The sequence below is a fragment of the Streptomyces sp. NPDC050658 genome (assembly GCF_044457025.1).
Classification (GTDB): Bacteria; Actinomycetota; Actinomycetes; order Streptomycetales; family Streptomycetaceae; genus Streptomyces.
Window position 1 is genome coordinate 199,517 of sequence record NZ_JBITGM010000013.1, and the last position, 26,753, is coordinate 226,269.

Sequence of the window (26,753 nt, forward strand, 5' to 3'; positions counted from 1 at the left end):
AGCGCCCGGTCAAGCGCCCCGTAAGGGGCGCGGGGAACTGCGCGACAAGCCACAGACCGCCCGCAGGCGGCAACGAACCCCGGCCCCTCACCCCGGAAGCCGCCGAAAGACCGGCCGCGCCCACGCGGGCGGCGACGGCGGCACCCCGGGGTCCGCCACCCCCGGGACATCCACCCGAGTCGCCGGGTGCCCCTCCCCGCCCCCGGCGCCCACGCCAGAAGCCGCGCCACGCAACGCCGCGACGAACTCCAGGCAGGACCCGTACCGCTCCTCAGGACTCTTCGCCAGCGCTCTGGCCAGCACCGCGTCCACGCCGCCGGCGAGATCCGGCCGCAGCTCCGTGAGGGGAGGCGGCTGGTCGTACTGGTGGGCCCACAGCAGCGCCATGTCGTCGTCCCGCCGGAACGGCGGCCCTCCGGCCATCGTCTCGTGGACGACGCAGGCCAGGCTGTAGACGTCGCACCGCCCGTCCACCGGACGTCCGGAGATCTGCTCCGGGGCGACATAGTCCAGCGTCCCGACGAACTGGCCCACGGTCGTGAACCCGGTCAGCGAGAGCGACTTCTTCGTGAGGCCGAAGTCCGTGAGGTACACATGCTCGGGATGGTCGCTGTCGGTGCCCTTGGCGACGAGGATGTTGCCCGGTTTCACGTCCCGGTGGACCAGGCCGTGGTCGTGCGCCGCGTCCAGCGCCGACGCGACCTGCACGGCGATGCGCAGGGCCGTGCCGACGGGCAGCGGGCCCGAGCGGTCGAGCAGATGACGCAGGTCGAGCCCGGGAACGTACCGCATGGCGATGTACAGGACGCCGTCGGTCTCGCCCGCCTCGAAGACCGGCACGATGTGCGGGTGCTCGATGGACGCGGCGACGCGCGACTCGTGCGTGAAGCGGTTGCGGAAGGTGTCGTTGCGGGCGAGTTCGGGGGCGAGCAGCTTGAGGGCGACGGTGCGGTCGAGGCGCAGGTCCTTGGCGCGGTAGACGACGGCCATGCCGCCGCGGCCGATCTCCCGCTCGACGCGGTAGCCCGCGATCTGCCGGCCGATGAGGTCGGACGGCCGCCCGGAGTGCACGCTCCGGCCCGCCTCGCTCGGTCCGGGTGCCATCAGGCGTCACCGGGCCGTCGCAGGGCGTCGGCGTCGACGGGCGGGACCAGCTGGGTGGCTTCCGCGTCCGGCACCGGATCCACCACCCGCGTGGGCTCCGGACCGGCCACCACCCGCGTGGGCTCCGGACCCGCCGCCCCGCCGCCGTCCCCGGACCGCGCGCTCGGCCCCTCCCCCGCCGCGTACGTGCTCAGCCGGGTGCCGTCGCAGTACACCCACCGCTCGTGTTCCGCGTCGTAGAGCCAGACCGCCTCGCCGTCGACGACCATGCCCACGCGCAGCCCGTGCGTGCGCTGCCGGAAGGTCTCGCCGTCGCCGCCGTCCGCGAGTTCCTCCGCCGCACGCCGGTAGCGGCCCAGCGCCTCCTCGGCGCGGGCGAGCAGCGGCCGGGGGTCCGCCGTGCGGGACAGGGCGTGGCCGGCCGCCGGGGGGTCGCCCGGTACGGCGATCAGGAGCCGGCCGTCGACCCAGGCCGACCAGCCGTTGGCGCAGACGATCTGCCCCCAGTCGCCGAGCCGGTCGACGAGCTGGACGGGCAGCAGGGCGTCGAGCGGTGCCGTGGGCCGATTCACGTCGGGGGTCTCCCAGGCGGCCATCCCGTCCTGGGGGACGACGTGGGTGGGGCGGAAGTCCACGGGTGCGGATGTCATCGGACGTACTCCTTCTACTTCCGCATGACGGCGGGCTCGTGGCGGCGCAGCAGCCTGGCGACGACGAATCCGAAGACGGCGGAGAGGACGAGCAGCATCCCCATGTTGATCAGCCACATGCCCGCGGAGTGCCGGAACAGCGGATCGGCGGTCAGTTCGCCGGGGACGATCCGGCCGAGGCCGATGGTGCCCGCCATCGCGCCGAGCGCCCAGCGGGACGGCACGAGCCAGGCGAGCTGTTCGATGCCGGGTACGCCGTGCAGTTTCAGGAGGGCGCCGCAGAACACGACCTGGACGATGGCGAGGAGCACCAGGAGCGGCATCGTCACCTCCTCCTTGCGCACCAGCGCCGAGACGAGCAGGCCGAGCATCATCGCCGTGAACGCCAGCAGGGCGACGGCCGCGGTGATCTCCACGAGCGGCGGCATCAACACGCCTTCGCCACCCGGCGCGTTGAGGTCGACGCCGAGCAGCGCGACGAGGGTCAGCACGACGGCCTGGAGGACCGTGATGGTGCCGAGCACGACGACCTTGGACATCAGGTACGCCGATCTGGAGAGCCCGACGGCACGTTCGCGCCGGTAGATGACGCGTTCCTTGACCAACTCGCGTACGGCGTTGGCCGCGCCGGTCAGGACTCCGCCGACGCAGAGGATGAGCAGCGCGTTCATCGCCGTCTCCTGCGTCAGTCTGCCGCCGGCCAGCGCGCGGGCCATCGCGCCCATCACGAAGGGCAGCGCGATCATGATCGCGAGGAAGGTCCGGTCGGCGCCGAGCGCGGCCGCGTACCGCCGCACCAGGGTGCCCAGTTGGGAGCGCCGGCTGCGGGCCTTCGGCGGCGCGACGTATCCGGCCGCCGGGGCGGCGACGGCGCCTTGGGGCAGGTACGGCTGCGTGGCGGAGTTGACGATGTACTGCTGGTGGAAGGGCGAGGTCCGGTACTCCGCCGCCCAGTCCCGGTCGTGGTCCCCCTCGAAGGCCTCGAACGCCTCCGGCCACTCCTCGAAGCCGAAGAACGGCAGCGAGTCCTGCGGCGGCCCGTAGTAGGCGATCCGGCCGCCCGCCGCGAGCACCAGGAGCCGGTCGCAGACGTCGAGGCTGAGCACGCTGTGCGTGACGACGATGACGGTACGGCCGTCGTCGGCGAGGCCTCGCAGCATGTGCATGACGGAGCGGTCCATGCCGGGGTCGAGCCCGGAGGTGGGCTCGTCGAGGAAGAGCAGGGACGGTTTGGTGAGGAGTTCGAGGGCGACGCTGACGCGTTTGCGCTGTCCTCCGGAGAGGCTGTGGATGGGCTGGTCCACGCGCTGTTCCAGGCCGAGTTCGCGGATCACCTCGTCGACCCTGGCCCGGCGTTCCGCCTTCTCGGTGTCCTCGGGGAAGCGCAGTTCGGCGGCGTAGCCGAGGGCCCTGCGGACGGTGAGCTGGGCGTGCAGGATGTCGTCCTGCGGCACGAGCCCGATGCGTCGGCGCAGCTCGGCGTAGTCGCGGTAGAGGTCGCGGCCGTCGTAGAGGACGGTGCCGCCGTCGGCGGGGCGCAGTCCGGTGAGGGCGTTGAGCAGGGTGGACTTCCCGGCGCCGCTCGGGCCGACGACGGCGAGCAGGCACTTCTCGCCGACGGGGAACGAGATCCCGTCGAGGAGCCGCTTGCGGCCCCGGTCCACGTCGACCGTCAGCTCCTGTACGTCGAGGGAGACCTCGCCGGTGTCGACGTACTCCTGGAGTTCGTCGCCGATGAGGCAGTACGCGCTGTGGCCGACGCCGATGATGTCGCCGGGGGCGACCGGGGCGCGGGCGACGGGCTGGCCGTTGAGGTAGGTGCCGTTGTGGCTGCCGAGGTCGACGATCTCGTATCCGCCCTCCGGCAGGAACCGCAGCTCGGCGTGGCGGCGGGATACCACCAGGTCGTCGATGACCAGGTCGTTGTCGTGGGCGCGGCCGATGCGGACGGTGCGGGTGGGCAGCGGCCGTACGGTGGTGGGCTGCCGGAAGGTGCCGGTGGCCGACGGGGTGCGGACGGCGGACGGGCGTTCGGGAGCGGCGGGCGGGGGTGGCTCGCGGCCGACGAGGACCGCGCGCGGGCCGTCGGTGAGGTTGCCGAAGCGGATGACGCTGCCGGGTCCGACGCCCCACTCGTGGATGCGGCGCCCGTCGGCGTACGTGCCGTTCGTGCTGTGCTCGTCCTCGATGGTCCAGTGGTCGCGGTCGGCGTGCAGGACCGCGTGGTGCCAGGAGACGCGGGCGTCGTCGATGACGATGTCGCTGAGCGGGTCCCGCCCCACGTGGTAGTCGTGGCCCGGACTCATCACCGTGGAGCCGGTGTCGGTCTCGAGGACGAGTTCGGGCGCAGTCGGCACGGCGGACCGCTCTCCCATGCCCCGAATTCTACCTATTCACCCCCATTCACGCGTCCCCGTACGCCTCTCCCCCGAGCTCGAAGGCGGCGCTGCCCGCCGTGGCGTCCGCCAGCCAGGCCTCGAAGCTCTCGACGTCCGACTCGGGCAGGCCGATCTCGATGGTGACCGCGTCGCCGTAGCGCACGTCCCGCACCTCGCGCCCCGCCGACCGCAGATCGTTCTGGATCTTGCCCGCGCGCTGATGGTCGACGGTGACGGTGGCGAGCCTGAACCGCCTGCGGGTAAGCGTGCCGACCGCGTCCAGGGCCTCGCCCACGGCTCCTCCGTACGCCCTGATCAGGCCGCCCGCGCCCAGCTTGACCCCGCCGTAGTAGCGGGTCACGACGGCGACGACGTACCGCATGTCCCGGCGCAGCAGCATCTGCAGCATCGGCACCCCCGCGGTACCGCCTGGCTCCCCGTCGTCGCTCGCCTTCTGCACGCCGGCGTCGGCCCCGATGACGTACGCGAAGCAGTTGTGGGTCGCCGACGGGTGCTCCTTGCGGATCCGCGCGATGAACTCCTGGGCCTCCTCCTCGGTGGCCGCGGGGGCGAGGGCGCACAGGAAGCGCGAGCGGTTGACCTCGGTCTCGTGCACGGCCTCATGGGCCACTGTGCGGTACTCGTCCTGCATCGTGCCAGGGTAGGCGGTCGGCCGGGCGGAGCCGACGGGGAGGCCTGCCCGGGACGCGGCCCGCGCCTCGCCCCCAAAAACCGCACCCCCGTTCGCCCCGCCCCCGGTACGGTGATCCGTTGTGACGTCATCTACGCATCCCGTGCGCGAAGTCCCGGGCGGTACGGACGTGTTGGGGGAGCTGCTCGCGGCGGCGCCCGTCACCGTCGTGGAGACCCGTGCGGACTCCGCCGATCCCTTCCTGTTCCCGGAGGAGGCGGCCGCCGTGGCGAACGCCGTGGACCAGCGGCGCCGCGAGTTCGCCACGGTCCGGCACTGCGCCCGTACCGCGCTGGGCACGCTCGGGGTGCCGCCCGCGCCGATCGTGCCGGGCGACAAGGGGGCGCCGCGCTGGCCGGCCGGCTTCGTCGGCAGCATGACGCACTGCGCGGGCTACCGCGCGGCGGCGGTGGCCCGTGACGCGGCGGTCGTGTCGATCGGCATCGACGCGGAACCGGCCGCCCCTATCTCCGACCCCGGCGTGCTGCCGCTGATCTCGCACGAGTCGGAGCGCACGGCCCTGGCCGCCCTCGGCGAGCGGCATCCGCACGTCCCGTGGGACCGGCTGCTGTTCAGCGCCAAGGAGTCCGTCTACAAGACGTGGTTCCCGCTGACCGGGCTGTGGCTCGGCTTCGAGGAGGCGCGCCTCGACCTCGCGCCGGACGGCACGTTCACCGCGGAGCTTCTCGTTCCGGGGCCCACGGTCGCCGGTGAGCGGCTCGGCGGTTTCTCCGGGCGCTGGCTGATCCGTGACGGGATCGCCGTCACGGCCATCGTCCTGCCCGTCACTCCCCCGCCCGGTACGTAGGCGTCCCGCCCAGCCAGGTGCCCAGCACCCGGATGTGCCGCAGGGCCATCGGGTCGACGGTGCGCGGATCGGCGCAGAGGTGGACCAGGTCGGCGGGCGCTCCGGGTTCCAGGGCGAGCCGGTCGTCGGCGCCCGCCTGGTGGGCGACGCCGCTGGTGGCGGCCGTCAGCGCCTGCTCGACGGTGAGCCGCTGGTGCGGGGTCCAGCCGCCTTCCGGCATCCCGTCGAACGTACGCCTGGTGACGGCGACTTGGATGCCCTCCAGGGGTTCGTACGAGCTGACGGGCCAGTCGCTGCCGAAGGAGAGCCGCACTCCGTCACGCGCGAGCTGCCCCATCGGATACTGCAGATCGGAGCGTGCGACGCCGATCCTCGGCAGCGACAACTCGGTCTGCAGCGAGTCCGGCTGGGCCCACAGGGGTTCGAAGTTGGCGATGACGCCGAGTTCGGCGAAGCGCGGCAGGTCGGCCGGGTCGACGATCTGGACGTGGGTGATCACCGGCCGCCGGTCCCAGGCCGGGTTGGCCGCTCGCGCCGACTCGATCGCGTCGAGCGCCGCCCTTACGCCCGCGTCGCCGATGGCGTGGATGTGCGTCTGGAAGCCCTCGGCGTCGAACGCGCGCACCGCGTCGGCCAGTTGGCCCGGCTCCCACACGGGCATGCCGCAGCTGTGCGGCGCGTCCAGATAGGGGGCGAGCATGGCGGCCGTGCCGCCCTCCACCACTCCGTCGCCGAAGAACTTCACGGTGCGGGCGGAGAGCAGCGCGCCGCCCTCGGCGGCCACCCGCGCGCGTGCCTTGCCGAAGGCGCCCAGCTGTTCGCGCCAGCGGTCGGGGTCGGCGCGCTGGGCCAGGTCGACGCGGACGCTCAGGGCGCCGCGCCGGGCCGCCGCGAGGTAGGCGTCCACCATCTCCGGTTCGACCCAGGCGTCCTGGACCCAGGTGATGCCCGCGCGGGCGTACGCCTGTGCCGCCCGGCGCACCGCCTCGACCAGCTCGTCCTCGGCGCGGGCCGGCACCTGGTCGAGCACCAGGTCGCAGGCGTGCCATTCGCGCAGGGTACCCAGGGCGGTGCCGTCCGGGCGCCGGACGATCCAGCCGAGCCGCGGATCGGGCGTCGCGTCGGTCACGCCGGCCCGGCGCAGGGCCTCCGTGTTGCACCACACGGTGTGGTAGTCGTGGGCGCGCAGCACGACGGGCCGGTCGGGGACCGCCGCGTCCAGCCAGCGTGCGTCGAACTCCCCGTCGGGGGCGAGCGCGGGGTCGTAGGAGGCGCCGACGATCCACTCCGCGTCCGGGTGCGCCGCGGCCCAGCTCCCCACCTCCGCGACGATCGAGTCGACCGAGGTGAGCTCCTTGATCTGCGGGCCGAAGCTCTCCAGGCCGCCGAAGAGCGGATGCGCGTGGCCGTCTCCGAAGACGGCGAGCAGCAGCCCGTCGCCCAACTCGACGACCTCGTCGGCCCCTTCGGCCAGTGCGCGGGCCTCGTCGCCGAGGGCGAGCACGCGGCCGTCGCGCACGGCGAGCGCGGTGGTGTCCCCGTGGGTGTCGCTTCCGGTACGGACCGTTCCGAGGAACACCTGGGTCGCTGCTTCCTGGAACACCCGTGTGGCCGCCGCGTCCGTCATCTCTCCGCCGTCCTCCCTCACGCGCCGCACGTGTGCCTCACACGCTCTCCGCGTCCACCGTCGTCAGTCGTTCGTACGCTGCCGGATCCCGTCGCCTGATCCGCAGGGCCAGCGTCGCACCCGCCGCGAAGAGCACGGGCAGCGGGGCGATCAACGCCGCGTTGACGCTGCCCGAAGCGCCCGTCAGGAGATCGCGGCTGGCTCGGGGGCGGGTTCGGTCACGCGCGGCCCCGCCCGCCGCCCGCCGGCGCGGCGAGGGTCTGCCAGAACATCGCCTCGTAGTGCTGGAGCAGCCGCCCGTGGTGCAGCGCGTCCCGCTCCGAGCCGCGGCCGCGGTCCAGACCCGCCCGAACGGCGGCCAGCGACTGCCGGTCCAGTTCGGGCGCGGGCTCGGCGAAGAAGGCGAAGAACGCGCAGGCTTCGGCGGTGAAGCCGTAATGGGCGGGCAGGGCGCGGGCGAGCGTTCCGCAATAGCCGCCCCAGGCGGCGAAGTTGGCGGTCAGGGCGAGGACCACGTCGGCGGGTTCGCCGTTCAGGGCGAGCCAGGCGACGTAGGCGGGATAGGCCTGGCAGCCCGCCGTCGGTCGGTACGCCTCCGCCTCGGCCTTGTCGACGCCGCAGGCCGCGAGGAGCGCGCCGAGCCGGTCCTGGGCGAGGGTCTCGCCCTCGGCGAGGGTGCGGAAGAACGCGGCGCACTCCGGTTCGCCGGCGGCGATCGAGCGGGTGGCGAGGTGGGCGAAGGAGCGGCGGTCCGCCGGGATCACGGAGCGCTGCTCCAGAGCGAGAGCGGTGATGGCGGAACGGTCCGCGGTGCCGTCGGCGAGTCTCGGGACCAGCGGGTTGGCGGACGGATCGGGTGCGAGCTCCGCCCGTACGGAGTCGAGCAGTTCCTGTGCGGTCCGTGTCATCGTCCGGCCTCCTCGGGTTCGGCGGAACTTCTCGGGCGCTCTGCTAGTTTCTACATTGCTGTAGAAGTAAACGTACGGCGGCTGCACCGACGTACAACGACGTATCACAACGTATGGAGTTCCGATGGCCCTGTGGGACCGCGTCAAGGAATCGGCATCGACGATGCAGACCCAGCTGATGGCGAAGAAGAACGACCTCAAGAGCGGCGCCTTCCGCGACTCCAGCATGGCGATGTGCGCCCTCGTGGCGGCGGCCGACGGTTCCATCGATCCGGCCGAGCGGCAGCGCGTCGCCCAGCTGATCGCCACGAACGAGGTGCTGCAGAACTTCGACGCCGACGATCTGCGCCGCCGCTTCGACGAGAACATCGCCAAGCTGACGGCGGACTTCGCCTTCGGCAAGGTCAGCGTGATGCAGGAGGTGGCCAAGGCGAAGAAGAAGCCCGCGGAGGCCCGTGCCGTGATCCAGATCGGCATCGTGATCGGCGGCGCCGACGGCGACTTCGACAAGACGGAGCAGGCCGTCGTGCGGGAGGCGTGCTTCGCACTCGACCTGCCGCCGCACGAGTTCGACCTCTGAGCGGGCCCGGTTACAGGGGCGTCGCCGCCCGCAGGATCAGGACCATCGTGACGGCGGAGTTCGCGGAGGACATCGCGGAGACGGCGGTTCCGGCGGCGGCGCACCACACGGCGAGGCCCACCGCGGTGAACATGGAGGGCCGGATGCGGGCGGCGGGCGCCGGCTCCAGGAGCGCGGCCACCCGGCGCGGCACGGGACCCGGCGCGGCGAGGCCCGCGAACGTCGGCGCGGGAGCGGCCCCCGGACCCGGCCCGGCCTTGGCCGCCAGCGCGGCCCTGCCGATCGCACGCGCGACGACGCGGCGGTCCCGCACGGCACGCGCCGCGTCCTCGTCGGCCCAGCGTTCCGTCGTGTACGTCAGCGCCGTACGCAGCGGCCGCAGGAAGGGGTTGGCCCGCGCGGCGAGCTGCGCGACCAGCAGGAAGCGGTGGTGCCGGGCGGCGAGATGGGCCCGCTCGTGGGCGAACAGGGCGCGCCGCTCGGCGGGTCGGAGACCGGCGAGGAGCCCGGTGCTGACGACGATCCGGCCCCGGCCGCGCGGCCCGCTCCCGCCCCTTCCGGGCAGGGCATAGGCGTACGGGGCGTCGTCCGTCAGGACCGCCACCGGCGAGTCCGGCAGCCCGTCCAGCGCCCGCAGGCTCCGGCGGCGCACCCGGACGTGGTTGAGGAGCACCCGCGCGCAGGCCACGCACACCGCGATCAGCGCGGGGATCGCCGCCTTCCCCGCGAACTCGTCGTAGGGCACGGCCGCCCGCACCTCGGGGTCGGACCAGCCGTCCGGCAGTGGATTGCCCGGCAGTTGGGCCGTGCCGACGACCATCAGGAGGGCAAGGCAGAGCGTGCTGCACACCGCCATCACGCCCGCGACGGCGCCGAGCAGCCGGGTCGCGGCGCGCGGATGCAGCCGCTGCTCGGCGAGCCGGGCGATCGGCCACGCGGTGAGCGGCAGGACCAGCGGCAGGAAGACGAAGACGCCCATCGCGGGGTCAGGCCCCCGCTCCGGTCGCGTCCGGCCCGGCGGGATCCGCCCCCGTGGACCGCAGGAGGTCGCGCAGCAGCTGCTCGTCGTCGGCCGACAGCGTGGTGACGAAGCTGGCGAGCACGGCCTCGCGGTCGCGCTCGCCGTCGAGGACCTTGCGCATCCGCAGCGCCGCGAGCCCCGCCTCGTCCGCAGCCGACTTCCAGGCGAAGGAGCGGCCCGCGCGTTCGCGGGTCACCGTGTTCTTGGCGAGGAGCCGGGTGAGGATCGTCATCACCGTGGTGTAGGCGAGGTCGCCGCCGATCCGCTCCTGGACCCAGGCCGCGCTGACGGGACCCTGCGCGCCGTGCAGCGCGGCGAGCACCTGGGCCTCCAACTCGCCCTGCGCGCGCCGCCGGAGACGGGGCCGCCGCTCCCCGCGTTCCTGCTGGGCCATGCCCGTCTCCTTTCCCGTGCTCTCTCGACGTGCTCTCTCGACGTGCTCTCTTGACGTGCTCTCTTGACGGCCCCTCGCGGGGCGCCACATCGTAACGGGACGTGGTGTCGGTACCCAGCCGGCACCGCACCCCGCACCCCGCAACACTTCTACAGTGCTGTAGATTTTACTCCCCCCGGCCCTGACCACGGCCGGTCGGTACTACACCTCAGGACTCAGGAGGACATCGTGGGAGTTTCCCTGGCCAAGGGCGGCAACGTCTCGCTCAGCAAGGAGGCGCCCGGCCTCACCGCCGTCCTGGTCGGCCTCGGGTGGGACGTGCGCACGACCACCGGCACGGACTACGACCTGGACGCCAGCGCACTGCTCTGCGACGCGTCGGGCAAGGTCGCCTCCGACCAGCACTTCGTCTTCTACAACAACCTCACGAGCCCGGACGGTTCCGTCGAGCACACCGGCGACAACCTCACCGGTGAGGGCGAGGGCGACGACGAGGCCGTGAAGGTGAACCTCGCGCAGGTACCCGCCTCCATCACGAAGATCGTCTTCCCGGTCTCCATCCACGACGCCGAGAACCGTGGCCAGAGCTTCGGCCAGGTCCGCAACGCGTTCATCCGCGTGGTCAACCAGGCGGACAACGTGGAGATCGCCCGCTACGACCTGTCCGAGGACGCCTCCACCGAGACCGCCATGGTCTTCGGCGAGCTCTACCGCCACGGCGCGGAGTGGAAATTCCGCGCGGTCGGCCAGGGTTATGCCAGTGGGCTGCGGGGCATCGCGTCGGACTTCGGCGTGAACGTCTGACGCGGCCGCGACCCGACGGACTTAAGGAGCAGGGCGTGTACGGCGATCCGGCAACAGTGCGCAAGATTCTCACGGAACTCGGGGACACCTGGGCGGTCGTGGGCCTCTCCTCCAACCAGGAACGGGCCGCGTACGGGGTCGCGGGCGTCCTGCAGCGGTACGGCAAGCGCATCGTCCCCATCCACCCGAAGGCGGAGACGGTCCACGGCGAACAGGGCTATCCGTCGCTGTCCGCCGTGCCGTTCAAGATCGACGTGGTCGACGTGTTCCTCAACAGCGGCCTCGCGGGGAAAGCCGCCGACGAGGCCGTTGAGATAGGCGCCCGTGGGGTCTGGTTCCAGCTGGGGGTCGTCGACGAGCCCGCGTTCGAGCGGACGCGGGCGGCGGGCCTGGAGATGGTGATGGACCGCTGCCCGGCGATCGAACTGCCCATGCTGCGCTAGGGCCTGTCCGGCGGATCTGGCCGACTGCCTGTGGGCGGTGCCTTGTCTGTGCCGGTGAGCGGTGGTCTGGTGCGTGCAGCCGCAAGGCGGAGGATCGAGGCATCGCGGAGCGACGGCGATGGACGACAGCGATGGTGACTGACGACAACGCCGCAGATGCGCGTGCCCAGGCCGCCGCGTCCCGGGCAAGATCCGCCGGACAGTCCTAGGGGTTCGGGCCCCGCCCCAGTCCCGGTCCACCGGGGCGGGGCCCGACGCTCCCCCCCGGTCGGCTACCCCACCCGCCGCAGCGCCCGCTCCCGCCGCTCGGCCACGCTTGACCCCGACTCCCTGCGGGCCATCCGGCGCAGCACCACCGGCGCGACCAGCAGGCCCAGTACGGCCCAGCCGCCGAGCACGCCCGCGGTCTCCCAGTGCCGCCACGCCGCGTCGATCTCCACGTCGGCCGCGCCGTCCGGCAGCAGCGCCGACCGCATGCCGAGTCCCAGCCAGTAGACAGGGAACACCTGGGCGGTCCACTCCACCCACTGCGGCAGCGCGGTGACCGGATAGAAGATCCCGGAGATCGCGATCAGGCCGAGGACCGGCAGCTGGATCAGCCCCTGACTGCGCGTACTGGTGAAGACCGAGCCGAGTACGGCGCCGATGGGCAGCGTCGCCAGCATCCCGAGGACGAGCACCCAGGCCAGCGTCAGCCAGGAGCCCGCGCCGCCGACCGCGAGTCCGTCGATGAGCAGCAGGCCGGGGACGAGCAGGATCGCGAGGTCGGCGAGGAGTCCGCCCGCCACGGAGACGACCTTGCCGACGAGGTAGCCGCGCATCCCGTTCGGGGTGGACCTGGCCCGCAGCAGGGTGCCGTCCTCGCGCTCCGCGGTCAGCGCCTGGCTCATGCTGACCATGCCCATCGCGGCGTTCATGCCCAGGATGCTGGGCAGGGCGAGGGTGCCGAGCAGCAGTCCGCTCGTACCGAATGCCGTGTCCCGCATGAAGAACATGACGACGAGCATCAGGACCGGCCAGAGCAGATGGGACAGCAGGTCGGCGCCGTTGGTGAACGACTGCCGCAGCTCGATGAGGCCACGGGTCAGGCCGGCCCGCAGCACCACGCCCGTCGGTCGCGGGACGGCGGCCGCCTTCAGGACACTCGACGCGCTCATCGGGCCGCCGCCTCTCCCTCGCGCACCAGCGAGAGATACGTGTCCTCCAACGAGGCCCTGCGGACCTCCAGTTCGCCGATGGACTCGCCGTACCGGCCGAGGAGTTCGCGGACGAACGCCGTGGACTGGGGCGTGGCCGCCGCGAACCGCCGCCCGTCGCGCGTCCAGCGCACCTCGTCCTCACCCGCGATCCGGCGGGCGAGCTGGTCCGCGGAGCCGTCCGCGATGATCCGTCCGCCGGACAGGATCATGATGCGGTCGGCGAGCTTCTCCGCCTCGGTGAGGTCGTGCGTGGTGAGCAGGATCGTCGTGGCGTGGTCGGCCGCGAGGCGGTGCACGAGAGCGTGGAACTCCTGGCGGGCCTGCGGGTCGAAGCCCGCCGTCGGCTCGTCCAGGAAGAGCAGTTCGGGGCGGCCCACGATGCCGATCGCCACGTCGAGCCTGCGCCGCTGCCCGCCGGACAGCGTCTTGATCTTCTTGCCCGCGTGCGCGGTGAGGCCGACGGCGGCCACGAGGTCGTCGGTGTCCCACGGGCGGCGGCGCGCGGCGGTGGAGTAGGGGGCGTAGTACGTGCCGAGGTGGGCGAGCAGCTCGCGCACCCGCCACTTGCCGTGGTCCCGCCAGGACTGCAGGACGACCCCGATCCGGGCGCGCCACGCCTCGGAGCCGTGTGCCGGGTCGGTGCCGAGCACCGCGACCCGGCCCGCCGAGCGGATCCGGAAGCCCTCCAGGATCTCGATGGTGGTGCTCTTGCCCGCGCCGTTCGGGCCGAGCAGCGCCACCACCTCGCCGTGGTGCGCCCGGAACGTCACGTCGTGCAGGACGTCCGTGGGGCCGTACCGCATGCGCAGCCCCTGGACGTCGAGCACGACGTCCTCCCCGTTCGTGGTCACTTGCTTCAACTCCTCGCCGGATCGCTGTGGACCCTGGGTCTCTGTGGACCCCGGATCGCTGTGGACCCCAGATCTCTGTGGACACCGGCGAAGCTATGTTGCGTTCACTGCTCCTTCAACGTAAAAGTGGCCAAGTAGGCTGTTCCAACAAGGGATTCTCGGACATCATTGCAATGGGATTGCCGGGAAACGCAAGGAGAGGTGGTGCGGGTGCCCGGCGGCAGACTGACCCATCAGGACCGGCGCGACATCGGCGCGGGCCTCGCCGAGGGACTCGGATACGCCGAGATCGCACGGCGGCTCGGCCGGCCGACGTCCACCGTCAGCCGGGAGGTGTCCCGCAACGGCGGGCCCGCCGCGTACCGGGTGGACCACGCGCACCTCGCCACCGAACGGCGGGCGAGGCGGCGCGCGCCGCGTCCGGCCGCAAAGCCCCCTGCCGCTCCCGACGCATACGGGCGGGCGCCCGAGGTCGTGCGCGACTTCGCCGAGCGGCTCGCCGCGCTGATGGTCGAGACCGGCGTCCCGCGGATGGCGGCGCGCGTCCTCGCCGGGCTGATCACCGACGACTCCGGGAGCCTCACCGCCGCGGACCTCGTGCGGCGGCTGGGGGTCAGTCCCGCGTCGGTGTCCAAGGCCGTGGGCTATCTGGAGACGCTGGAGGTGATCCGCCGCGTACGGCCGCCCGGCCGGCGGCGCGAGCGGTACGTCATCGACGACGACGTCTGGCTCCAGGCCTGGCTGACGAGCGCCCAGCAGCACGCGATGTGGGCGGACATCGCGCAGCGGGGTGTCGACGTGCTCGACGCGGCGACGCCCGCGGGGGCCCGGCTCGCCCAGATGAGCCGGTTCTTCGCGACCCTCAGCGACGACATGAGCGGCGGCGGCACGGAAGCCGTCGACGACGCGCTGACCGTCCTCGCCGCGCTGCGGCACGCGGGCGCGGCTCTCACGGAGCCTCAGCTGGCCGCCGCCCTCGGCTGGCCCCCGGACCGCGTCGCCGGAGCCCTGCGCCGCGCCGGACCGGACCGGCTCGATCCGGCGCAGCTCGATGCCTTGGGGCGGGCCGCCGCTACGGGATGTCCGCGCGGAACTTCTTCGTCAGGTCGGCGCCCCTGATCACGCCGCCCGTGTGGTACTTGAGGCCCCACGCGTCGATCACCGATCCGTCGCCGAACATGCAGGCGGCGACGGTCTTCTCGGGGCTGGTCTCGCCCTTCTTGCCCCAGCCGCCACCGTCCGTCGCCTTCGGGCCGTACATGGCCGTGCCGTTGATGGACTTGCAGTAGCCGATGGACGGGTTGCCGGGGTGGCCGCCCGGGTCGGCGGGCTTGTGGACGTAGGCGAGCGCGGCCAGCGTGGGCTTGTCGGCGGCGAGTGTGTCGGCGCCGATCGTGATCTTCGTGCCGTCCTCGCCGGTGAACACGCACATCTCCCGCTCGCCGCCGAGCTGCACGATCTGGGTTCCGGTCTTGGTGTAGTACGGGACCTGCTTCTGCGCGGCGCCTCCTTGTTCCTCGCACCACTTGGCGTCGGCGGACTGCCGCGTTACGGCGGGCGCGGCGGGGCTGTCGGCGGCGTTGGCCGCCACGGCGGCACTGCCCGAGAGCAGCAGCGCGATGCCCACGACGAGGGCTCGGGAACGCTTCATGTTTCCTCCTGCGGGGGACACGGGTCGGCGGGGTGCTCGGAGATATCTTCAGGAGGCCTTCTGCGCAGGTCAACGCGGTGCGGCGGGCTCTGGGAGACTGCCGCGAAGTCGACGCGATCACACGCGGGGCACGCGTGTGACGTGCCGCGACGAGGGGCGAGTTCCGGCCAGTAATCCACCGGTAACAGGCCGGTGGGGGCAAGCGGTTACAGTGCTGCTCTCATGGGCGCCCCTCCGACTCTCCGCATCAGCCTGCTCGGCGGATTCCGCACGGAACGGGCCGCCGGGGTGCCGCCCGCCGAGCGGTGGCAGCGGCCGAGCGCCAGGACCGTCGTCAAGCTGCTCGCCCTCGCGCCGGGGCACCAGTTGCACCGCGAGCACCTGATGGCGCAGTGCTGGCCGCACGCCGAACTCCCGGCCGCCCAGCGGAGTCTGCGGGTGGCCCTGCACGCCGCGCGCCACGCCCTGGAGCCCGAACTCACTCCGCGCGCCGCATCGTCGTACGTCGTGACCGACGGGGCGTTGCTGCGCCTGGCCCCCGGGAGCGTCCTGATCGACACGGACCTGGCCGCCGCCCTCGCGGAGCGCGCCCTTTCGGACGGCGACCCGGCCCAACTGGCCGCAGCGCTGGGCTCGTTCACCGGCGAGCTGCTCCCCGAGGACCGCTACGCGCCCTGGACCGAGCCGCACCGCACCCGCCTGGCCGAGCTGCGGTCCCGAGTGGCGCTCGCCCTCGCGCAGGCCCGGCTCGAGGCGGGCGACGCGGAGGAAGCGGCGGCGACCGCGCGACTTCTCCTGGAGTCGAACCCCGCCGACGAGCGGGCCCACCGTGTGCTGATCGGGGCGTATCTACGGCAGGGGATGCGCGGCGAGGCGGCCCGTCAGTACGAGCGCTGCGCGACGGCCCTCGACGACGCCGAGCCCGGCGCACGCCCCGCCCCGGAGACGACCCGCCTGGCGCTCGGCCGCCCCGCGGAGCCGGAGCCGGAGGCGGACGCGGCACGGGTCCGGGTGACGCTGGCCAGAACCCTGGAGCGCTCGGGGCGTTACACCGACGCGATCCACGTCCTGCGAGAGGCACTCGCGTCGTACGAGCTCCAGCACAGCCCCGACGCCTGCACATTGACGGCCGCGCGGCTGGCGGAAGTCCTCTCACGCACAACGACACCCGAGAAGGCCCGCACGGCCCTCGTCGCCCATCCCCCACGCCCGAACGCCGCCCCGGAGGTACACGCCGCACACCGCATGGCCGAGTCGGTGATCCTCTTCAACGCGGGCGCGTACGAGGACGGCCTGTCGGCTGCGCGCGAGGCGGAGGAATTGCTGAGGACGGAGGAATTGCTAAGGACGGAGGAATCGCTGAGGGCGGAGGGCTTGCTGAGGGCCGGGGAGTCCCTGAGGGCGGCGGAGTCTCCGGCGACCGGGAAGTCGCCGACCGCCGAGAAGTCCCCGACGGCCGTGGAAGCCCGCACGGTCGAAGATCCCCGCACAGCCAACGATCCCCACACGGCCGAAGCCTCACCACCACCCCCGCACCCGACCGACAACCCCGCCCCGCACGCCGACAACCCCGCCCAACACACCGAGCACGCCGCCCTGCTCGCCCGGTCCCTCGCCCAACAGGCCGCCTGCCATGGGCTGTTGGGCCGCCACGAAGAAGCCATCGCGCCCGCCGAGCAGGCGCTCGCGCCGGCCGAGGAGTCCGGGGACCCGGCGCTGCTCGCCAACGTCCTCTCCGTGCTGCGCGAGAACGCCCGTCGCGCGGGGCAGCACCGCAAGGCGCTGGAGCACGGGCGGCGGGCCCTCGCCCTCGCCGAGCAGGCCGGGCGGCCCACGGCGACCGCCTTCGAGCGCGCCAATCTCGCCGAGCTGCATCTGCTGCTCGGCGAGGCGAACAAGGCCGAGCAGCTGGCGGGCGCGGCCGTCGGGCTCGCCGAGCCGTTCGGCGGGACCGTGCTCGCCTTCGCGCTGACGGCGCTCGCCCGGGTGCGGGCCGCGGCCGATCCGGACCGGGCCCGCGCCCTCCTCGACCGCGCCGAGCGGTGCGCCCACGAGGGCGGCCACCGGCAGGCGGTCGACGAGGTGCGGACGGCCCGCGCCGAGCTGGCCGCACGGCACGCGGGCTGACGGCCGCCGGGCAGCGGGTGCCCGGCGGCCGTCGCCGCCCTCAGGCCGCCGCGCCCGCCAGCGCGGGGCGTTCGGCGTCCCGCAGCCGCTCGATCAGCGACAGCCGGGCCCGCGCCACCCGTGAGCGGACGGTGCCCACCGGGCAGCCGGTGCGCAGCGCGGCCTCCGCGTAGGGCAGTCCGAGGAGCTGGGTGAGGACGAAGGCCTCACGCCGCTCGTCGGGCAGCGTCGCCAGCAGGTCGGCGAGGACCACACCGTCGTCGAACCCCGGCAGACCGCGCGGCTGGGCCCGCTCCGCGGCGGACTGCCAGTCGTCGGTGTCGGAGAGCCGCGGCCGTGCGGCGGCGTGCCGCAGGCTGTCGATCACCGCGCGCCGGGCGATGGACAGCAGCCAAGCACGGGCGGACGAGCGCCCCTCGAAGCGGTGCAGGCTGCCGAGGGCGCGCAGGAACGTGTCCTGCGTCAGGTCCTCCGCGGCCTGCGGGTCGCCCCCCAGGTACGTCACGTACCTGCGGACGTCGCGGTGCAGGGCGCGTACGAAATGCTCGACCGCTTCCGGGTCGCCGCCGCGCGCGGCGAGCGCCCAGGCGGTTATCGACTCGTCGGGTGAGGTGGAGCCGGGCAAGACAGGAATGATCACCTGGTGTCCTTCTCGGGAGTCCGGAGAACCGGGATTCCGGGATCCGGACCGGCCTCGCGTACGCAGCGGCGTACGCGGAGAGAGGCGGGTCCGGTGTTGGGGGTACGGCCGCACGGAGCTGTGCGGCCGATGCCCGAGCCGGCCGGGGCGCGCGGCACTGGGGCGCGGCGCGCGGGACGGCGTCGGGGAACCGGCTGTCAGGCGACAGCGGTCCCCGCGGGCGGACCCCGAGAAGTGATGGCGTGGACGAGCAGGAACTGCCGCGGCGTACGGACGGAGCGGCTGCGGCGCGGGCGGACCCGCGGCGGGCCGCCCGGCGCCGGAACCGCGACGGGCAGCCGCAGCGGGGCGGCTAGCCGCCCCACGAAGGCGCGCGCGACGCGGAAGACGGCGCGCTCGCCATGGGCGAGCCAGAGCCCGCACAGGAGCGCGGCGAGGAGGTGCGCGGCGAGCATGCCGATGGGCGACATGCCGCCCATGTGGTGCATGTGCCCGCCTTCCCCGGCGTGCCCCATGGCCGTCTCCATGGCCGTCTGCATGGACTCGGAGTGCCGCATCCCCGGCATGTCGCGCATGTGCTGCATGTGCTGCGCGTGCTGCAGGGCTCCGGACACGGCCGAGCCGTCGCCGCCCATGCCCATGCCCCTGGCGCCCGCGTCCGTGCCGCGCCCCATGCTCATGGCGCCGCCGTCCTCCGGTGGCAGGCACAGCACGGTGCGCACCCACTGCCGCAGGACGGACGTGCCGCCCGCCGGCGGCGACGCCAGGGTCTGCGCCAGGGAGAAGCCCGAGTGCAGCGCGGCCTGGGCGGCCACCGCGACGGAGACGACCAGCGGGAGACCCCGTTCACGCCCCGCGAGCACCCACGCGGCGCCGCCGGTAGCGGCGGCTCCGGCGCCCAGCGCCCACCAGGGCACCTGGGTCTGCGACATCATGACGTGCCCCAGGGCAGCGAGCAGCACACAGACGGCGGCGAACACCGCAGCCCGTGTCGCTCGACAACCCCAGCCAGCAGTCATGGCGGCTCATCCTTGCATCCGCGTCACTCTCTTCACGGAGGGGTACGCCCGTTTCACTCACCCCGCTCACATCTCCCCTCTTGTGAGTCACGCCACACCACTTCACGGGAACCCGGCGGCAGTTGATCCCGACTTACCGGGGAGCGGCCGAGTCCGCCAGCAGCTTCAGGGCCAGCGCCTCAAGATCGGCGTCGGCCTTCTCGGGGCTGCCGGTGTCGTACGGCGGATCGGGGTCGTACTCGACGGCGAGCTGCATGGCCTGGGCGACGCGCTCGTCGGCGAGCCTGGCGGCCAGGTGCAGGCCCATGTCGATGCCGGCGGAGACACCGGCCGCCGTGATGATCTTCCCCGTCTCGACGAAGCGGCCTGGCGTGTAGACGGCGCCGACCTCCTTCAGATACGGGCGCGACGCCCAGTACGTCGTCGCCGGGAGCCCGCGCAGGAGCCCCGCCGCGCCGAGGATCAGCGAGCCGGTACAGACAGAGGTGGTCCAGCGGCTGCGCCGGTGCACCGCGCGGATCCACCGGTGGACCCCGGCGTCCTCCATCATGGCGAGGGTCCCGCGGTTGCCGCCGCCGGGCACCAGCAGCACATCGGCCCCGGCGACCTCGCTCATCGCGCGTTCCGCCGTCAGCGCCAGCTCGCCGGTGTCGGTCCGGACGGGCCCCGCCTTCCGCGCGACCGTCGTCACGCGCACGCCGGGCAGCCGGCAGAGCACTTCGTACGGCCCCACGGCGTCGAGGGCGGTGAAACCGTCGTACAGCAGAATGGCGACGTCGAGCTGCTCCCCTCCCCTGTCTCCCGTGCTCCCGCCCCCGTCCCCGGCCTCGGCCGGAGCGGTCGACGCGGCGCTGAGACCGGCCGCGCCGAGCGTCCCAGCGACGGCGCCGCGCAGTAACCGCCGACGCCCCTCATTCCCCTCGAACTGCTCCACGCTCATCCTTCACATCCCTTTCCTGTACGGAGTTTCTTTACGGAGTTCCTGAACGGCATTCCTGTACGGCAGTTGATCTCCGGAACGGTCAATGGCCGCGGCCCGAGTGCTCGTCCACCCGGTGCTCTCGGGGCGCGTCCGGCGCGACGGCCACCCCGACGGCGTACGACACCGCGAAGACGAGGACGAGCAGCGCGAGGAAGCCGTAGAGGGCGAACAGTTGGGGGCGCTTGCTCATCGCCGCTCTCCTGACAGTCGTGAACGCGACGGCGCGGATCCGGTGGGACCGCGCCTGTTCAGGAGTCGGCCGCGCAGGGCCCCGAGTTCCCGTCCGTCGCCCTGCCGGGACATCTCCCTTGACCTCAAGCGGACTTGAGGTCGGAGTCTGATCGCATGAAGCAGCCGATGAAGCCGTCCGAGGCAGCGGTGGCCGCGTGGCTGACCCAGCACGCGCACCCCGTCGACGTCCTGGACCCCGAGGCCCCGACCGACGATCTGAGCCCGCTCGACGAGCTGGTGCGGAACGCCGAGATCGTCGCGCTCGGCGTCTCCTCGCGGGCGACCCGTGAACTGTCCGTCGCCCAGCACCGGTTGGTGCGCCGCCTGGTGGAGGAGCACGGCTTCCGCTCGCTCCTCCTCGAAGGGGACGATCCGGCGCGGCTCGGCCTGGACGCGTACGTCCTGACGGGCGCGGGTGATCCGGCGGCACTCCTGTCCGGGGCCCGCTCCTTCTGGCGGACCGAGGAGATCCTCGGCACGCTGCGGTGGCTGCGCGCCCGCAACGCGCGCCACCCCGACGACCCGGTGCGGCTCGCCGTCCCGCCGTCCGGGGCTGCCGTGCCCGCGACCGGGCTCGCGGAGATCGAGCGCGGTCTCGCGCGGGACGCGATCCGGTGGCGCGAGCAGGCGAAGGCGCCGGGCGGGACGGTCTACTGGGGCGGGACGGCCCACACCGCCGTCGGTGACCCGCGGACCGTGTCGGATCCCGGCCGCCAGACCCACCGCAACGCGGGCGGCCAGCTGCGCGAGCACTTCGGCCCCGCGTATGTGTCCGTCGGCCTGAGCTTCCACCACGGCGGTCAACACCCGGACCCGGCACCGGAGTTCGCCGAGTCTGCCCTCGGCCGGGCGGGGCTGCCCGCATACCTCCTGGATCTGCGCGCGCCGCGCCCCGCCGACGTCGACGCCTGGTTCCGGACGCCGACGCGGACCCGTCTCGTCGGCCCGGGTCACGACCCGCGCGATGACGCGGCCCACCATCTCTCCGGAGGTTCCCTCAGCGACTTCTTCGACGCCTTCGTCCACGTCCGCGAGGTGACCGGGGCGCGAGTTCTTACGGACCGGTGACACGGTGCCGCGACGCGTCGCCGAACCGGTCGGCCCGGCCTAGCGTGGGCGCCATGCGAGTACTGGTCACCGGCGGTGCCGGGTTCATCGGGTCCCAGATCGTCGACGCGCTCGCGGCGCGCGGGCACGAGGCTGTCGTCCTCGACGCGCTGCTCCCGTCGGCGCACTCCGGGCCGCCGCCCGGCCCCGGCCCGGCCGCGGAGCTGATCGTCGGCGACGTCCGCGACCCGGACGCCGTGGCCGGCGCGCTGCGCGGCGTCGACGCGGTGTGCCATCAGGCGGCGATGGTCGGCCTCGGCAAGGACTTCGCCGACGCGCCCGAGTACGTCGGCTGCAACGACCTCGGTACGGCGGTGCTGCTCGCCGGCATGGCGCGGGCGGGCGTGCCGGATCTGGTGCTCGCCGGTTCGATGGTGGTGTACGGGGAGGGCCGCTACATCTGCGAGGCGCGGCACGGTGTGGTGCGGCCCGGTCCGCGTGCCGAGTCAGACCTCCGGGCCGGCCGCTTCGAGCCCCGCTGCCCGTCCTGCGGCGCGGAGTTGACGCCGGGTCTGGTCGCCGAGGACGCGCCGGTCGACCCGCGCAATGTGTACGCGACGACGAAGCTCGCCCAGGAGCATCTGGCCGCCGCGTGGGCGCGGTCCACCGGCGGCCGGGCGGTGTCGCTGCGCTACCACAACGTCTACGGGCCCGGCATGCCGCGCGACACCCCGTACGCGGGCGTCGCCTCGTTCTTCCGCTCGTCCCTGGCCGCGGGAGAGGCCCCGCGCGTCTTCGAGGACGGCCGCCAGCGGCGGGACTTCGTGCACGTACGCGATGTGGCGGCCGCCAACGCGGTGGCACTGGAGGCGGTGCGCGGCCGGTCCGCCGGGGAGTTCACGGCGTACAACACGGGCAGCGGGGAACCGCACACGGTCGGCGAGATGGCCGGGACGCTGGCCGCCGCCTGCGGAGGTCCCGCGCCGGTGGTCACGGGCGAGTACCGGCTCGGCGACGTACGCCATGTGACGGCGGACTCGGCACGGCTGCGGGCCGATCTCGGCTGGAAGCCGGTGGTCGAATTCGCCTCCGGGATGCGGGAGTTCGCGGAGGCGGGGATGCGCGGATAGGACGGACGGCTCGGGGGCGGCCGGCTCGCCCGGTCAGCCCCTGGCCTCCGGCAGCATCACCTCGAAGCAGCAGCCGCCCGTCACATTGCGTACGGCGGCCCGGCCCTGGTGGGCCTCGACGATGCCGCGCACGATGGCGAGGCCGAGCCCCGCTCCGGCCGGGGGCGTACGGGCGTGGGTGCCGCGCCAGCCGGTGTCGAAGACGCGGGGCAGGTCCTCGTCGGGAATGCCGCCGCAGCCGTCCGTCACGGAGAGCACCACGCCGTCGGTGGAGCGCCGGGCCGCGACGGCGACGGTCCCGTCGGCGGGGGTCCGCCGGATCGCGTTGATCAGCAAATTGCCCAGCACCCGGCTCATCTCCTTACCGTCGACCTCGACGGGCACGGCGTCGATCCGGTCGCCCACGAGGCGGACGCCATGTTCGCGGGCGAGAGCGTCCGCGCCCGCGATGGCGTCGCCGACCAGGTCGTACGCGGACATCCGGGACGGAGTGAGGGCGAGGGCGCCCGCGTGGATGCGGGACAGCTCGAAAAGGTCGCCGACCATGCCGTTGAGCCGCTCGACCTCGGTGCGGATCTGCCGCAGATAGCGGTCGGGGTCGGCGGCCACGCCGTCCTCCAGGGCCTCGCTCATGGCGCGCAGTCCGGCCAGCGGAGTGCGCAGGTCGTGCGAGATCCACGCGACGAGTTCGCGGCGTGAGGTCTCCAGGGCGCGTTCCCGCTCGCGTGACTCGGCGAGTCTGGCGCTGGTGGACTCCAATTCGCGGGTGAGGGCGGCGAGTTCGGCGGTGGCGGGCACGCCGGGCGCGGCGAAGTCGCCGCCGTCGCCGAACGAACGGGCCGCGAGGGTCAGCGCCTTGCTCCGCGCCACCACCCACCGGCCGAGCAGCAGCGCGGTGGCCAGCGAGACCACGGCCGCCATCGCGACGACGGTGGTGACGACGGTCAGGTCGTGCGGCGAGAGGAACATCGCCCAGGCCACCACCAGCGTCCCGGCCAGCATCGCGGTCACGGCGACGAAGGCGACCACGGTCAGCGACACGACGAGCGACCGCCGCCGCAGGACGCGCAGCAGCAGAGCCCCGACCATCCCGGCCGCGGCGGCACCGAGGAAGGCATAGAGGGCGATGAGGAGGGTGTCACGCATGGGGGGCCGCCTCGGGGGTGACGGGAGGCTCCTCGGGGGCCTCGGGGGCGGCGGGGTCCGGGGGGCCGTCCTCGGCGGCGTCCGCCTCCGCCAGCCGGTACCCGACCCCCCACACTGTCTGGATGAGCCGGGGCCGTGCCGGGTCGTCCTCGACCTTGCCGCGCAGGCGGCGGACATGAACGGTGACCGTCGACAGGTCCCCGAAGTCCCAGCCCCAGACCTCCCGCATCAGCTCCTCGCGGCCGAACGCGCGGCCCGGATGGCGCAGGAAGAAGGCGAGCAGGTCGAACTCCCGGACGGTCAGGGCGAGTTCGGTGCCGTTCTTGGTCGCGCGGCGGGCCGGCGGGTCGAGCGCGAGGCCCGCCGCGCGCAGCAGCGTGCCGGTCCGGTCACCGGCGGCGGAGCCCGTGCGGCGCAGCACGGACTCGACGCGCAGCACCAGTTCGCGGGGGCTGAACGGCTTGGTGACGTAGTCGTCCGCGCCTATCTCCAGGCCGAGGATCCGGTCGTCCTCGTCGCCCCGCGCGGTGAGCATGATGACCGGCACCGGGCCCCGCGCCCGGAGTCTGCGGCAGACCTCAAGACCGTCCATGCCGGGCAGCATCAGGTCGAGCACGACCAGGTCGGGGCGGCGGGCGGCGGCCCGCTCCAGGGCCACGGGGCCGTCCCCGGCACGGTCGACGGCGTACCCGGCGCGTTCGAGGTAGCCGGTGACGACCTCGGCGACGGTGGCGTCGTCGTCCACGACGAGTACGCGCGGTGCGCCGCCCTGCGGTGGTGTCTCCATGCCGCCAGCCTCGCACCGCGCACGGGCGGGTGCCGCATCGCGGGCCCGCCCCGGCGGCCGACGTCCCCGTTTCGTAAGAACCTGAAGTCCGAAATGCCGCATTTCCCTTCGTAGGGTGAGTTGCGTGACCGACACTTCCCCTCCTCCTCCCCCTCTCCCGACCGGGACGTCGGCGGCCCCGCGGGCCGATGTCGTCCTGCCGTGTCTCGACGAGGCCGCCGCGCTCCCCTGGGTGCTGCGGCGGATCCCCGCGGGCTGGCGGGCGATCGTCGTGGACAACGGTTCCACCGACGGCTCGGCGGAGATCGCCCGCTCGCTGGGCGCCACCGTGGTGCACGAGCCGCGCCGGGGCTTCGGCGCCGCCTGCCACGCGGGGCTCACGGCCGCGACCGCCGAGTACGTCTGCTTCTGCGACTGCGACGCCTCGCTCGATCCGGGCCTGCTCGAACCTTTCGTACGTCAGGTCGACGCGGGCGGCGCCGACCTGGTCGTGGGGCGGCGGCGACCGCAGGGCCGGGGTGCCTGGCCGCCGCACGCCCGCGTCGGCAACGCGGTGCTCGCCCGGATGCTGCGGCGGCGCACCGGCGTGCGGCTGCACGACCTGGGGCCGATGCGGGCGGCCCGGCGCGAGGCGCTGCTCGGGCTCGGCCTCACCGACCGCCGCAGCGGCTATCCGCTGCAGATGGTCGTGCGGGCCGCCGACGCGGGCTGGCGGGTCGCGGAGCGGGACGTGCCGTATCTGCCGCGTACCGGAAAATCCAAGGTCACCGGCACCTGGCGGGGCACGTGGCACGCCGTGCGGGACATGCGCGGTGTGCTCGCCGAGCCGCCACGGACCGAGGCCGCCGCGCGCGGTGCCGGGGAGGCGCGATGAGGCGGCACACAGAGCGGCAGGCAGGCCGAGGGGCCACCACCCTCCTCGTCATCGCCAAGCAGCCGCTCCCCGGCCGCGTGAAGACCCGGCTCACCCCGCCCTACTCGCCGCGGGAGGCCGCCCAGTTGGCGGAGGCCGCGCTCCGCGACACCCTGGACGCCGTGCTCGCGGCGCCCGCCCGGCGGCGCGTCCTGGTGCTCGACGGGGACGCGGGCCCCTGGCTGCCGCCCGGCTTCGACGTCGTACCGCAGTGCGCTGGCGGCCTCGACGAGCGGCTCGCCGCGGCGTTCGGCGGCTGCGCCGGGCCCGCGCTCCTCATCGGAATGGACACCCCGCAGGTCACCCCCGCCCTGCTCGCCCCCGCCCTCGGCGGCGACGCCTGGCGGGACGCCGATGCCTGGTTCGGCCCCGCGACGGACGGCGGCTTCTGGGCGCTCGGCCTCGCCGAGCCCGACCCGGAGCTGCTGCGCGGTGTCCCGATGTCGACGCCGACCACGGGCGCGGCCCAGCGGGAGCGCCTGACGGCTGCGGGCCTGCGGGTCCGCGATCTGCCGCCGCTGCGTGACGTCGACACCGCGCGGGACGCCGCGCTGGTCGCCGCCGAGGCGCCGGACAGCCGGTTCGCCGCCGCCCTCGCCCGGCTCGCCCCGGCCGGCCGCCGATGAGCACCGCCGTGCCGTGGTGCGCCGACCCGTACGCCGACGCCCTGCGCAACGGCCGGGGCCCGCTGTTCCTGCGGCGCGCCGACGGCTGGCTGCTCCCCCTCGACGTCGAGCGCTGGTGCGCCGCCGCCGACGCCGCTGACCGCTCGGCGCTGCGCCGCTGCACGGGCCCGGTGCTCGACATCGGCTGCGGCCCCGGCCGCCTGGTCGCCGCGCTCACCGCGCTCGGCCACCGGACGCTCGGCATCGACATCAGCGAAGCCGCCGTCGCCCACACCCGGAGCCTGGGCGGCCCGGCACTGCGCCGCTCCGTCTTCGAGCCGCTGCCGGACGAGGGCCGGTGGGGTACGGCGCTGCTCATCGACGGAAACATCGGCATCGGCGGCGATCCCGCCGCGCTGCTCACCCGGACCGCGGGGCTCCTCGCGCCCGGCGGTCTGCTCGTCGCGGAGACCGCGCCGGTGGACGTCGACGAGCGGGTCCAGGTCCGGGTGGACGACGGCCGGGGCGCGGACGCGGCCCAGGAGACCTTCCCCTGGGCCCGGCTCGGCACCCCCGCGCTGCTGCGGCACGCCCGCCCGCTCGGCTGGCGGCCCGCCGATCAGTGGACCGTCGGCGGACGCTCCTTCGTCGCCCTGCGCCGGCGTCGCGACGTACGCAGCGCCCGGCACACGAGGCAGAGCGCGGAGGCCGCGAACAGTGCGGCCGTCACCAGGAGCCAGCGGGTGAGGAACACCCCGGCGGGCAGGCCGGTGGCGGACTCGTAGCGCTCGACCTGACGGGTGATCAGCGGGAACCACACCAGGAGGAGCAGCCCGGACAGTGCCGCAGGGACCCGGACGAAGTTGACCAGGTCCCTGCGGCGCCCGCCGAGCGCCTTCTGCAGGGCCCGGTCGGCGATCGCGTACACGGGAAGCAGCACGAGGTCGTGCAGCAGCGCCGCGCCGACGAACCAGGCCAGGGCCGCAGCCCAGTCGTCGGCGAGCAGCCGCACTCCGG

The 26,753-nt window shown here is 73.8% G+C and carries 28 protein-coding genes; 11 read left to right on the forward strand and 17 right to left on the reverse strand.

Annotated features, from left to right (window positions below; all coding sequences use genetic code 11):
* Nucleotides 1-87: 87 nt before the first annotated feature.
* From ACIBKX_RS34880 to ACIBKX_RS34895, 4 genes are read right to left on the reverse strand one after another with little or no spacing between them, the layout of a single operon-like run.
* Complete coding sequence (locus tag ACIBKX_RS34880) at nucleotides 88-1,104, reverse strand: serine/threonine-protein kinase (RefSeq protein ID WP_363274780.1); 1,017 nt, start codon at nucleotides 1,102-1,104, stop codon at nucleotides 88-90.
* Nucleotides 1,104-1,754, reverse strand: a complete 651-nt coding sequence (locus ACIBKX_RS34885; RefSeq protein WP_363274781.1) for a hypothetical protein — start codon at nucleotides 1,752-1,754, stop codon at nucleotides 1,104-1,106. The genes ACIBKX_RS34880 and ACIBKX_RS34885 overlap by 1 nt, the downstream gene beginning before the upstream one ends.
* Nucleotides 1,755-1,768: 14 nt before the next feature.
* On the reverse strand, nucleotides 1,769-4,129 hold the full coding sequence (locus ACIBKX_RS34890) for an FHA domain-containing protein (RefSeq protein ID WP_363274783.1): 2,361 nt from the start codon (nucleotides 4,127-4,129) through the stop codon (nucleotides 1,769-1,771).
* Nucleotides 4,130-4,157: 28 nt separating this feature from the next.
* Nucleotides 4,158-4,784, reverse strand: coding sequence for a YigZ family protein (locus ACIBKX_RS34895; protein WP_363274785.1), 627 nt, complete (start codon nucleotides 4,782-4,784; stop codon nucleotides 4,158-4,160).
* A 142-nt stretch (nucleotides 4,785-4,926) separates the two neighbouring features.
* Between ACIBKX_RS34895 and ACIBKX_RS34900 the strand changes: the two genes are divergently transcribed.
* Nucleotides 4,927-5,631 (forward strand): 4'-phosphopantetheinyl transferase superfamily protein, encoded by a 705-nt coding sequence (locus tag ACIBKX_RS34900; RefSeq protein WP_363274786.1) that lies wholly within the window; start codon nucleotides 4,927-4,929, stop codon nucleotides 5,629-5,631.
* On the opposite strand, the gene ACIBKX_RS34905 is transcribed toward ACIBKX_RS34900, so the two are convergent.
* Together ACIBKX_RS34905 and ACIBKX_RS34910 are read right to left on the reverse strand one after the other, a co-directional pair.
* The gene (locus ACIBKX_RS34905; protein WP_363274787.1) at nucleotides 5,609-7,258 is read right to left on the reverse strand and encodes an amidohydrolase; all 1,650 of its coding nucleotides are present in this window, start codon (nucleotides 7,256-7,258) and stop codon (nucleotides 5,609-5,611) included. The two genes, ACIBKX_RS34900 and ACIBKX_RS34905, sit on opposite strands and share 23 nt — an antisense overlap.
* A gap of 218 nt (nucleotides 7,259-7,476) precedes the next feature.
* Nucleotides 7,477-8,166, reverse strand: coding sequence for a transcriptional regulator (locus ACIBKX_RS34910; RefSeq protein WP_363274789.1), 690 nt, complete (start codon nucleotides 8,164-8,166; stop codon nucleotides 7,477-7,479).
* A 124-nt stretch (nucleotides 8,167-8,290) separates the two neighbouring features.
* Here ACIBKX_RS34910 and ACIBKX_RS34915 point away from each other — a divergent pair, with 124 nt between their 5' ends.
* Nucleotides 8,291-8,746 (forward strand): TerB family tellurite resistance protein, encoded by a 456-nt coding sequence (locus ACIBKX_RS34915; RefSeq protein WP_363274790.1) that lies wholly within the window; start codon nucleotides 8,291-8,293, stop codon nucleotides 8,744-8,746.
* A 10-nt stretch (nucleotides 8,747-8,756) separates the two neighbouring features.
* On the opposite strand, the gene ACIBKX_RS34920 is transcribed toward ACIBKX_RS34915, so the two are convergent.
* Nucleotides 8,757-9,725 (reverse strand): M56 family metallopeptidase, encoded by a 969-nt coding sequence (locus tag ACIBKX_RS34920; RefSeq protein ID WP_363274791.1) that lies wholly within the window; start codon nucleotides 9,723-9,725, stop codon nucleotides 8,757-8,759.
* Nucleotides 9,726-9,732: 7 nt separating this feature from the next.
* Entirely contained in the window at nucleotides 9,733-10,161 is a 429-nt protein-coding gene (locus ACIBKX_RS34925; protein WP_363274792.1) for a BlaI/MecI/CopY family transcriptional regulator, read from the reverse strand.
* A gap of 228 nt (nucleotides 10,162-10,389) precedes the next feature.
* Here ACIBKX_RS34925 and ACIBKX_RS34930 point away from each other — a divergent pair, with 228 nt between their 5' ends.
* Nucleotides 10,390-10,965, forward strand: a complete 576-nt coding sequence (locus tag ACIBKX_RS34930) for a TerD family protein (protein WP_363274793.1) — start codon at nucleotides 10,390-10,392, stop codon at nucleotides 10,963-10,965.
* 35 nt (nucleotides 10,966-11,000) lie between these two features.
* On the forward strand, nucleotides 11,001-11,408 hold the full coding sequence (locus ACIBKX_RS34935) for a CoA-binding protein (protein ID WP_363274794.1): 408 nt from the start codon (nucleotides 11,001-11,003) through the stop codon (nucleotides 11,406-11,408).
* Nucleotides 11,409-11,680: 272 nt separating this feature from the next.
* Here ACIBKX_RS34935 and ACIBKX_RS34940 read toward each other — a convergent pair whose 3' ends face one another.
* Both ACIBKX_RS34940 and ACIBKX_RS34945 read right to left on the reverse strand, forming a co-directional pair.
* Nucleotides 11,681-12,565, reverse strand: coding sequence for an ABC transporter permease (locus ACIBKX_RS34940; RefSeq protein ID WP_363274795.1), 885 nt, complete (start codon nucleotides 12,563-12,565; stop codon nucleotides 11,681-11,683).
* Nucleotides 12,562-13,410 (reverse strand): ABC transporter ATP-binding protein, encoded by an 849-nt coding sequence (locus ACIBKX_RS34945; protein WP_363274893.1) that lies wholly within the window; start codon nucleotides 13,408-13,410, stop codon nucleotides 12,562-12,564. The genes ACIBKX_RS34940 and ACIBKX_RS34945 overlap by 4 nt, the downstream gene beginning before the upstream one ends.
* A 258-nt stretch (nucleotides 13,411-13,668) precedes the next feature.
* On the opposite strand from ACIBKX_RS34945, the gene ACIBKX_RS34950 reads away from it, so the two are divergent.
* Nucleotides 13,669-14,577 carry a MarR family transcriptional regulator gene (locus tag ACIBKX_RS34950; RefSeq protein WP_363274796.1) on the forward strand — a complete coding sequence of 303 codons (909 nt, stop codon included), beginning with the start codon at nucleotides 13,669-13,671 and terminating at the stop codon, nucleotides 14,575-14,577.
* Here ACIBKX_RS34950 and ACIBKX_RS34955 read toward each other — a convergent pair.
* Nucleotides 14,531-15,109, reverse strand: a complete 579-nt coding sequence (locus ACIBKX_RS34955; RefSeq protein ID WP_363274798.1) for a hypothetical protein — start codon at nucleotides 15,107-15,109, stop codon at nucleotides 14,531-14,533. The genes ACIBKX_RS34950 and ACIBKX_RS34955 overlap by 47 nt on opposite strands.
* A 222-nt stretch (nucleotides 15,110-15,331) precedes the next feature.
* Between ACIBKX_RS34955 and ACIBKX_RS34960 the strand changes: the two genes are divergently transcribed.
* On the forward strand, nucleotides 15,332-17,236 hold the full coding sequence (locus ACIBKX_RS34960) for a BTAD domain-containing putative transcriptional regulator (RefSeq protein ID WP_363274799.1): 1,905 nt from the start codon (nucleotides 15,332-15,334) through the stop codon (nucleotides 17,234-17,236).
* A gap of 40 nt (nucleotides 17,237-17,276) precedes the next feature.
* On the opposite strand, the gene ACIBKX_RS34965 is transcribed toward ACIBKX_RS34960, so the two are convergent.
* The 4 genes from ACIBKX_RS34965 to ACIBKX_RS34980 form a co-directional block, all read right to left on the reverse strand.
* Nucleotides 17,277-17,876 (reverse strand): sigma-70 family RNA polymerase sigma factor, encoded by a 600-nt coding sequence (locus ACIBKX_RS34965; RefSeq protein ID WP_363274800.1) that lies wholly within the window; start codon nucleotides 17,874-17,876, stop codon nucleotides 17,277-17,279.
* 197 nt (nucleotides 17,877-18,073) lie between these two features.
* Entirely contained in the window at nucleotides 18,074-18,895 is an 822-nt protein-coding gene (locus ACIBKX_RS34970) for a hypothetical protein (RefSeq protein WP_363274801.1), read from the reverse strand.
* A 133-nt stretch (nucleotides 18,896-19,028) separates the two neighbouring features.
* Nucleotides 19,029-19,835, reverse strand: a complete 807-nt coding sequence (locus ACIBKX_RS34975) for a DJ-1/PfpI family protein (RefSeq protein ID WP_363274802.1) — start codon at nucleotides 19,833-19,835, stop codon at nucleotides 19,029-19,031.
* A gap of 82 nt (nucleotides 19,836-19,917) precedes the next feature.
* On the reverse strand, nucleotides 19,918-20,067 hold the full coding sequence (locus ACIBKX_RS34980) for a hypothetical protein (protein WP_363274803.1): 150 nt from the start codon (nucleotides 20,065-20,067) through the stop codon (nucleotides 19,918-19,920).
* A gap of 155 nt (nucleotides 20,068-20,222) precedes the next feature.
* Between ACIBKX_RS34980 and ACIBKX_RS34985 the strand changes: the two genes are divergently transcribed.
* Entirely contained in the window at nucleotides 20,223-21,176 is a 954-nt protein-coding gene (locus tag ACIBKX_RS34985; protein WP_363274804.1) for an erythromycin esterase family protein, read from the forward strand.
* 53 nt (nucleotides 21,177-21,229) lie between these two features.
* Nucleotides 21,230-22,285, forward strand: coding sequence for an NAD-dependent epimerase/dehydratase family protein (locus ACIBKX_RS34990; protein WP_363274805.1), 1,056 nt, complete (start codon nucleotides 21,230-21,232; stop codon nucleotides 22,283-22,285).
* 33 nt (nucleotides 22,286-22,318) lie between these two features.
* On the opposite strand, the gene ACIBKX_RS34995 is transcribed toward ACIBKX_RS34990, so the two are convergent.
* Both ACIBKX_RS34995 and ACIBKX_RS35000 read right to left on the reverse strand, forming a co-directional pair.
* Entirely contained in the window at nucleotides 22,319-23,431 is a 1,113-nt protein-coding gene (locus ACIBKX_RS34995) for a HAMP domain-containing sensor histidine kinase (RefSeq protein WP_363274806.1), read from the reverse strand.
* Nucleotides 23,424-24,218, reverse strand: a complete 795-nt coding sequence (locus ACIBKX_RS35000) for a response regulator transcription factor (RefSeq protein ID WP_363274807.1) — start codon at nucleotides 24,216-24,218, stop codon at nucleotides 23,424-23,426. The genes ACIBKX_RS34995 and ACIBKX_RS35000 overlap by 8 nt, the downstream gene beginning before the upstream one ends.
* Before the next feature lie 124 nt (nucleotides 24,219-24,342).
* On the opposite strand from ACIBKX_RS35000, the gene ACIBKX_RS35005 reads away from it, so the two are divergent.
* Genes ACIBKX_RS35005 through ACIBKX_RS35015 form a run of 3 tightly spaced genes read left to right on the forward strand, consistent with a single transcriptional unit; the run spans nucleotide 24,343 to nucleotide 26,521 of the window.
* Nucleotides 24,343-25,092: a glycosyltransferase family 2 protein gene (locus ACIBKX_RS35005; RefSeq protein ID WP_399376903.1), complete on the forward strand. Its 750-nt coding sequence runs from the start codon at nucleotides 24,343-24,345 to the stop codon at nucleotides 25,090-25,092.
* Nucleotides 25,089-25,757 (forward strand): DUF2064 domain-containing protein, encoded by a 669-nt coding sequence (locus tag ACIBKX_RS35010; RefSeq protein ID WP_363274808.1) that lies wholly within the window; start codon nucleotides 25,089-25,091, stop codon nucleotides 25,755-25,757. The genes ACIBKX_RS35005 and ACIBKX_RS35010 overlap by 4 nt, the downstream gene beginning before the upstream one ends.
* Nucleotides 25,754-26,521, forward strand: coding sequence for a methyltransferase domain-containing protein (locus ACIBKX_RS35015; RefSeq protein WP_363274809.1), 768 nt, complete (start codon nucleotides 25,754-25,756; stop codon nucleotides 26,519-26,521). Before ACIBKX_RS35010 ends, ACIBKX_RS35015 begins: the two co-directional genes overlap by 4 nt.
* The last annotated feature ends 232 nt before the right edge of the window (nucleotides 26,522-26,753 follow it).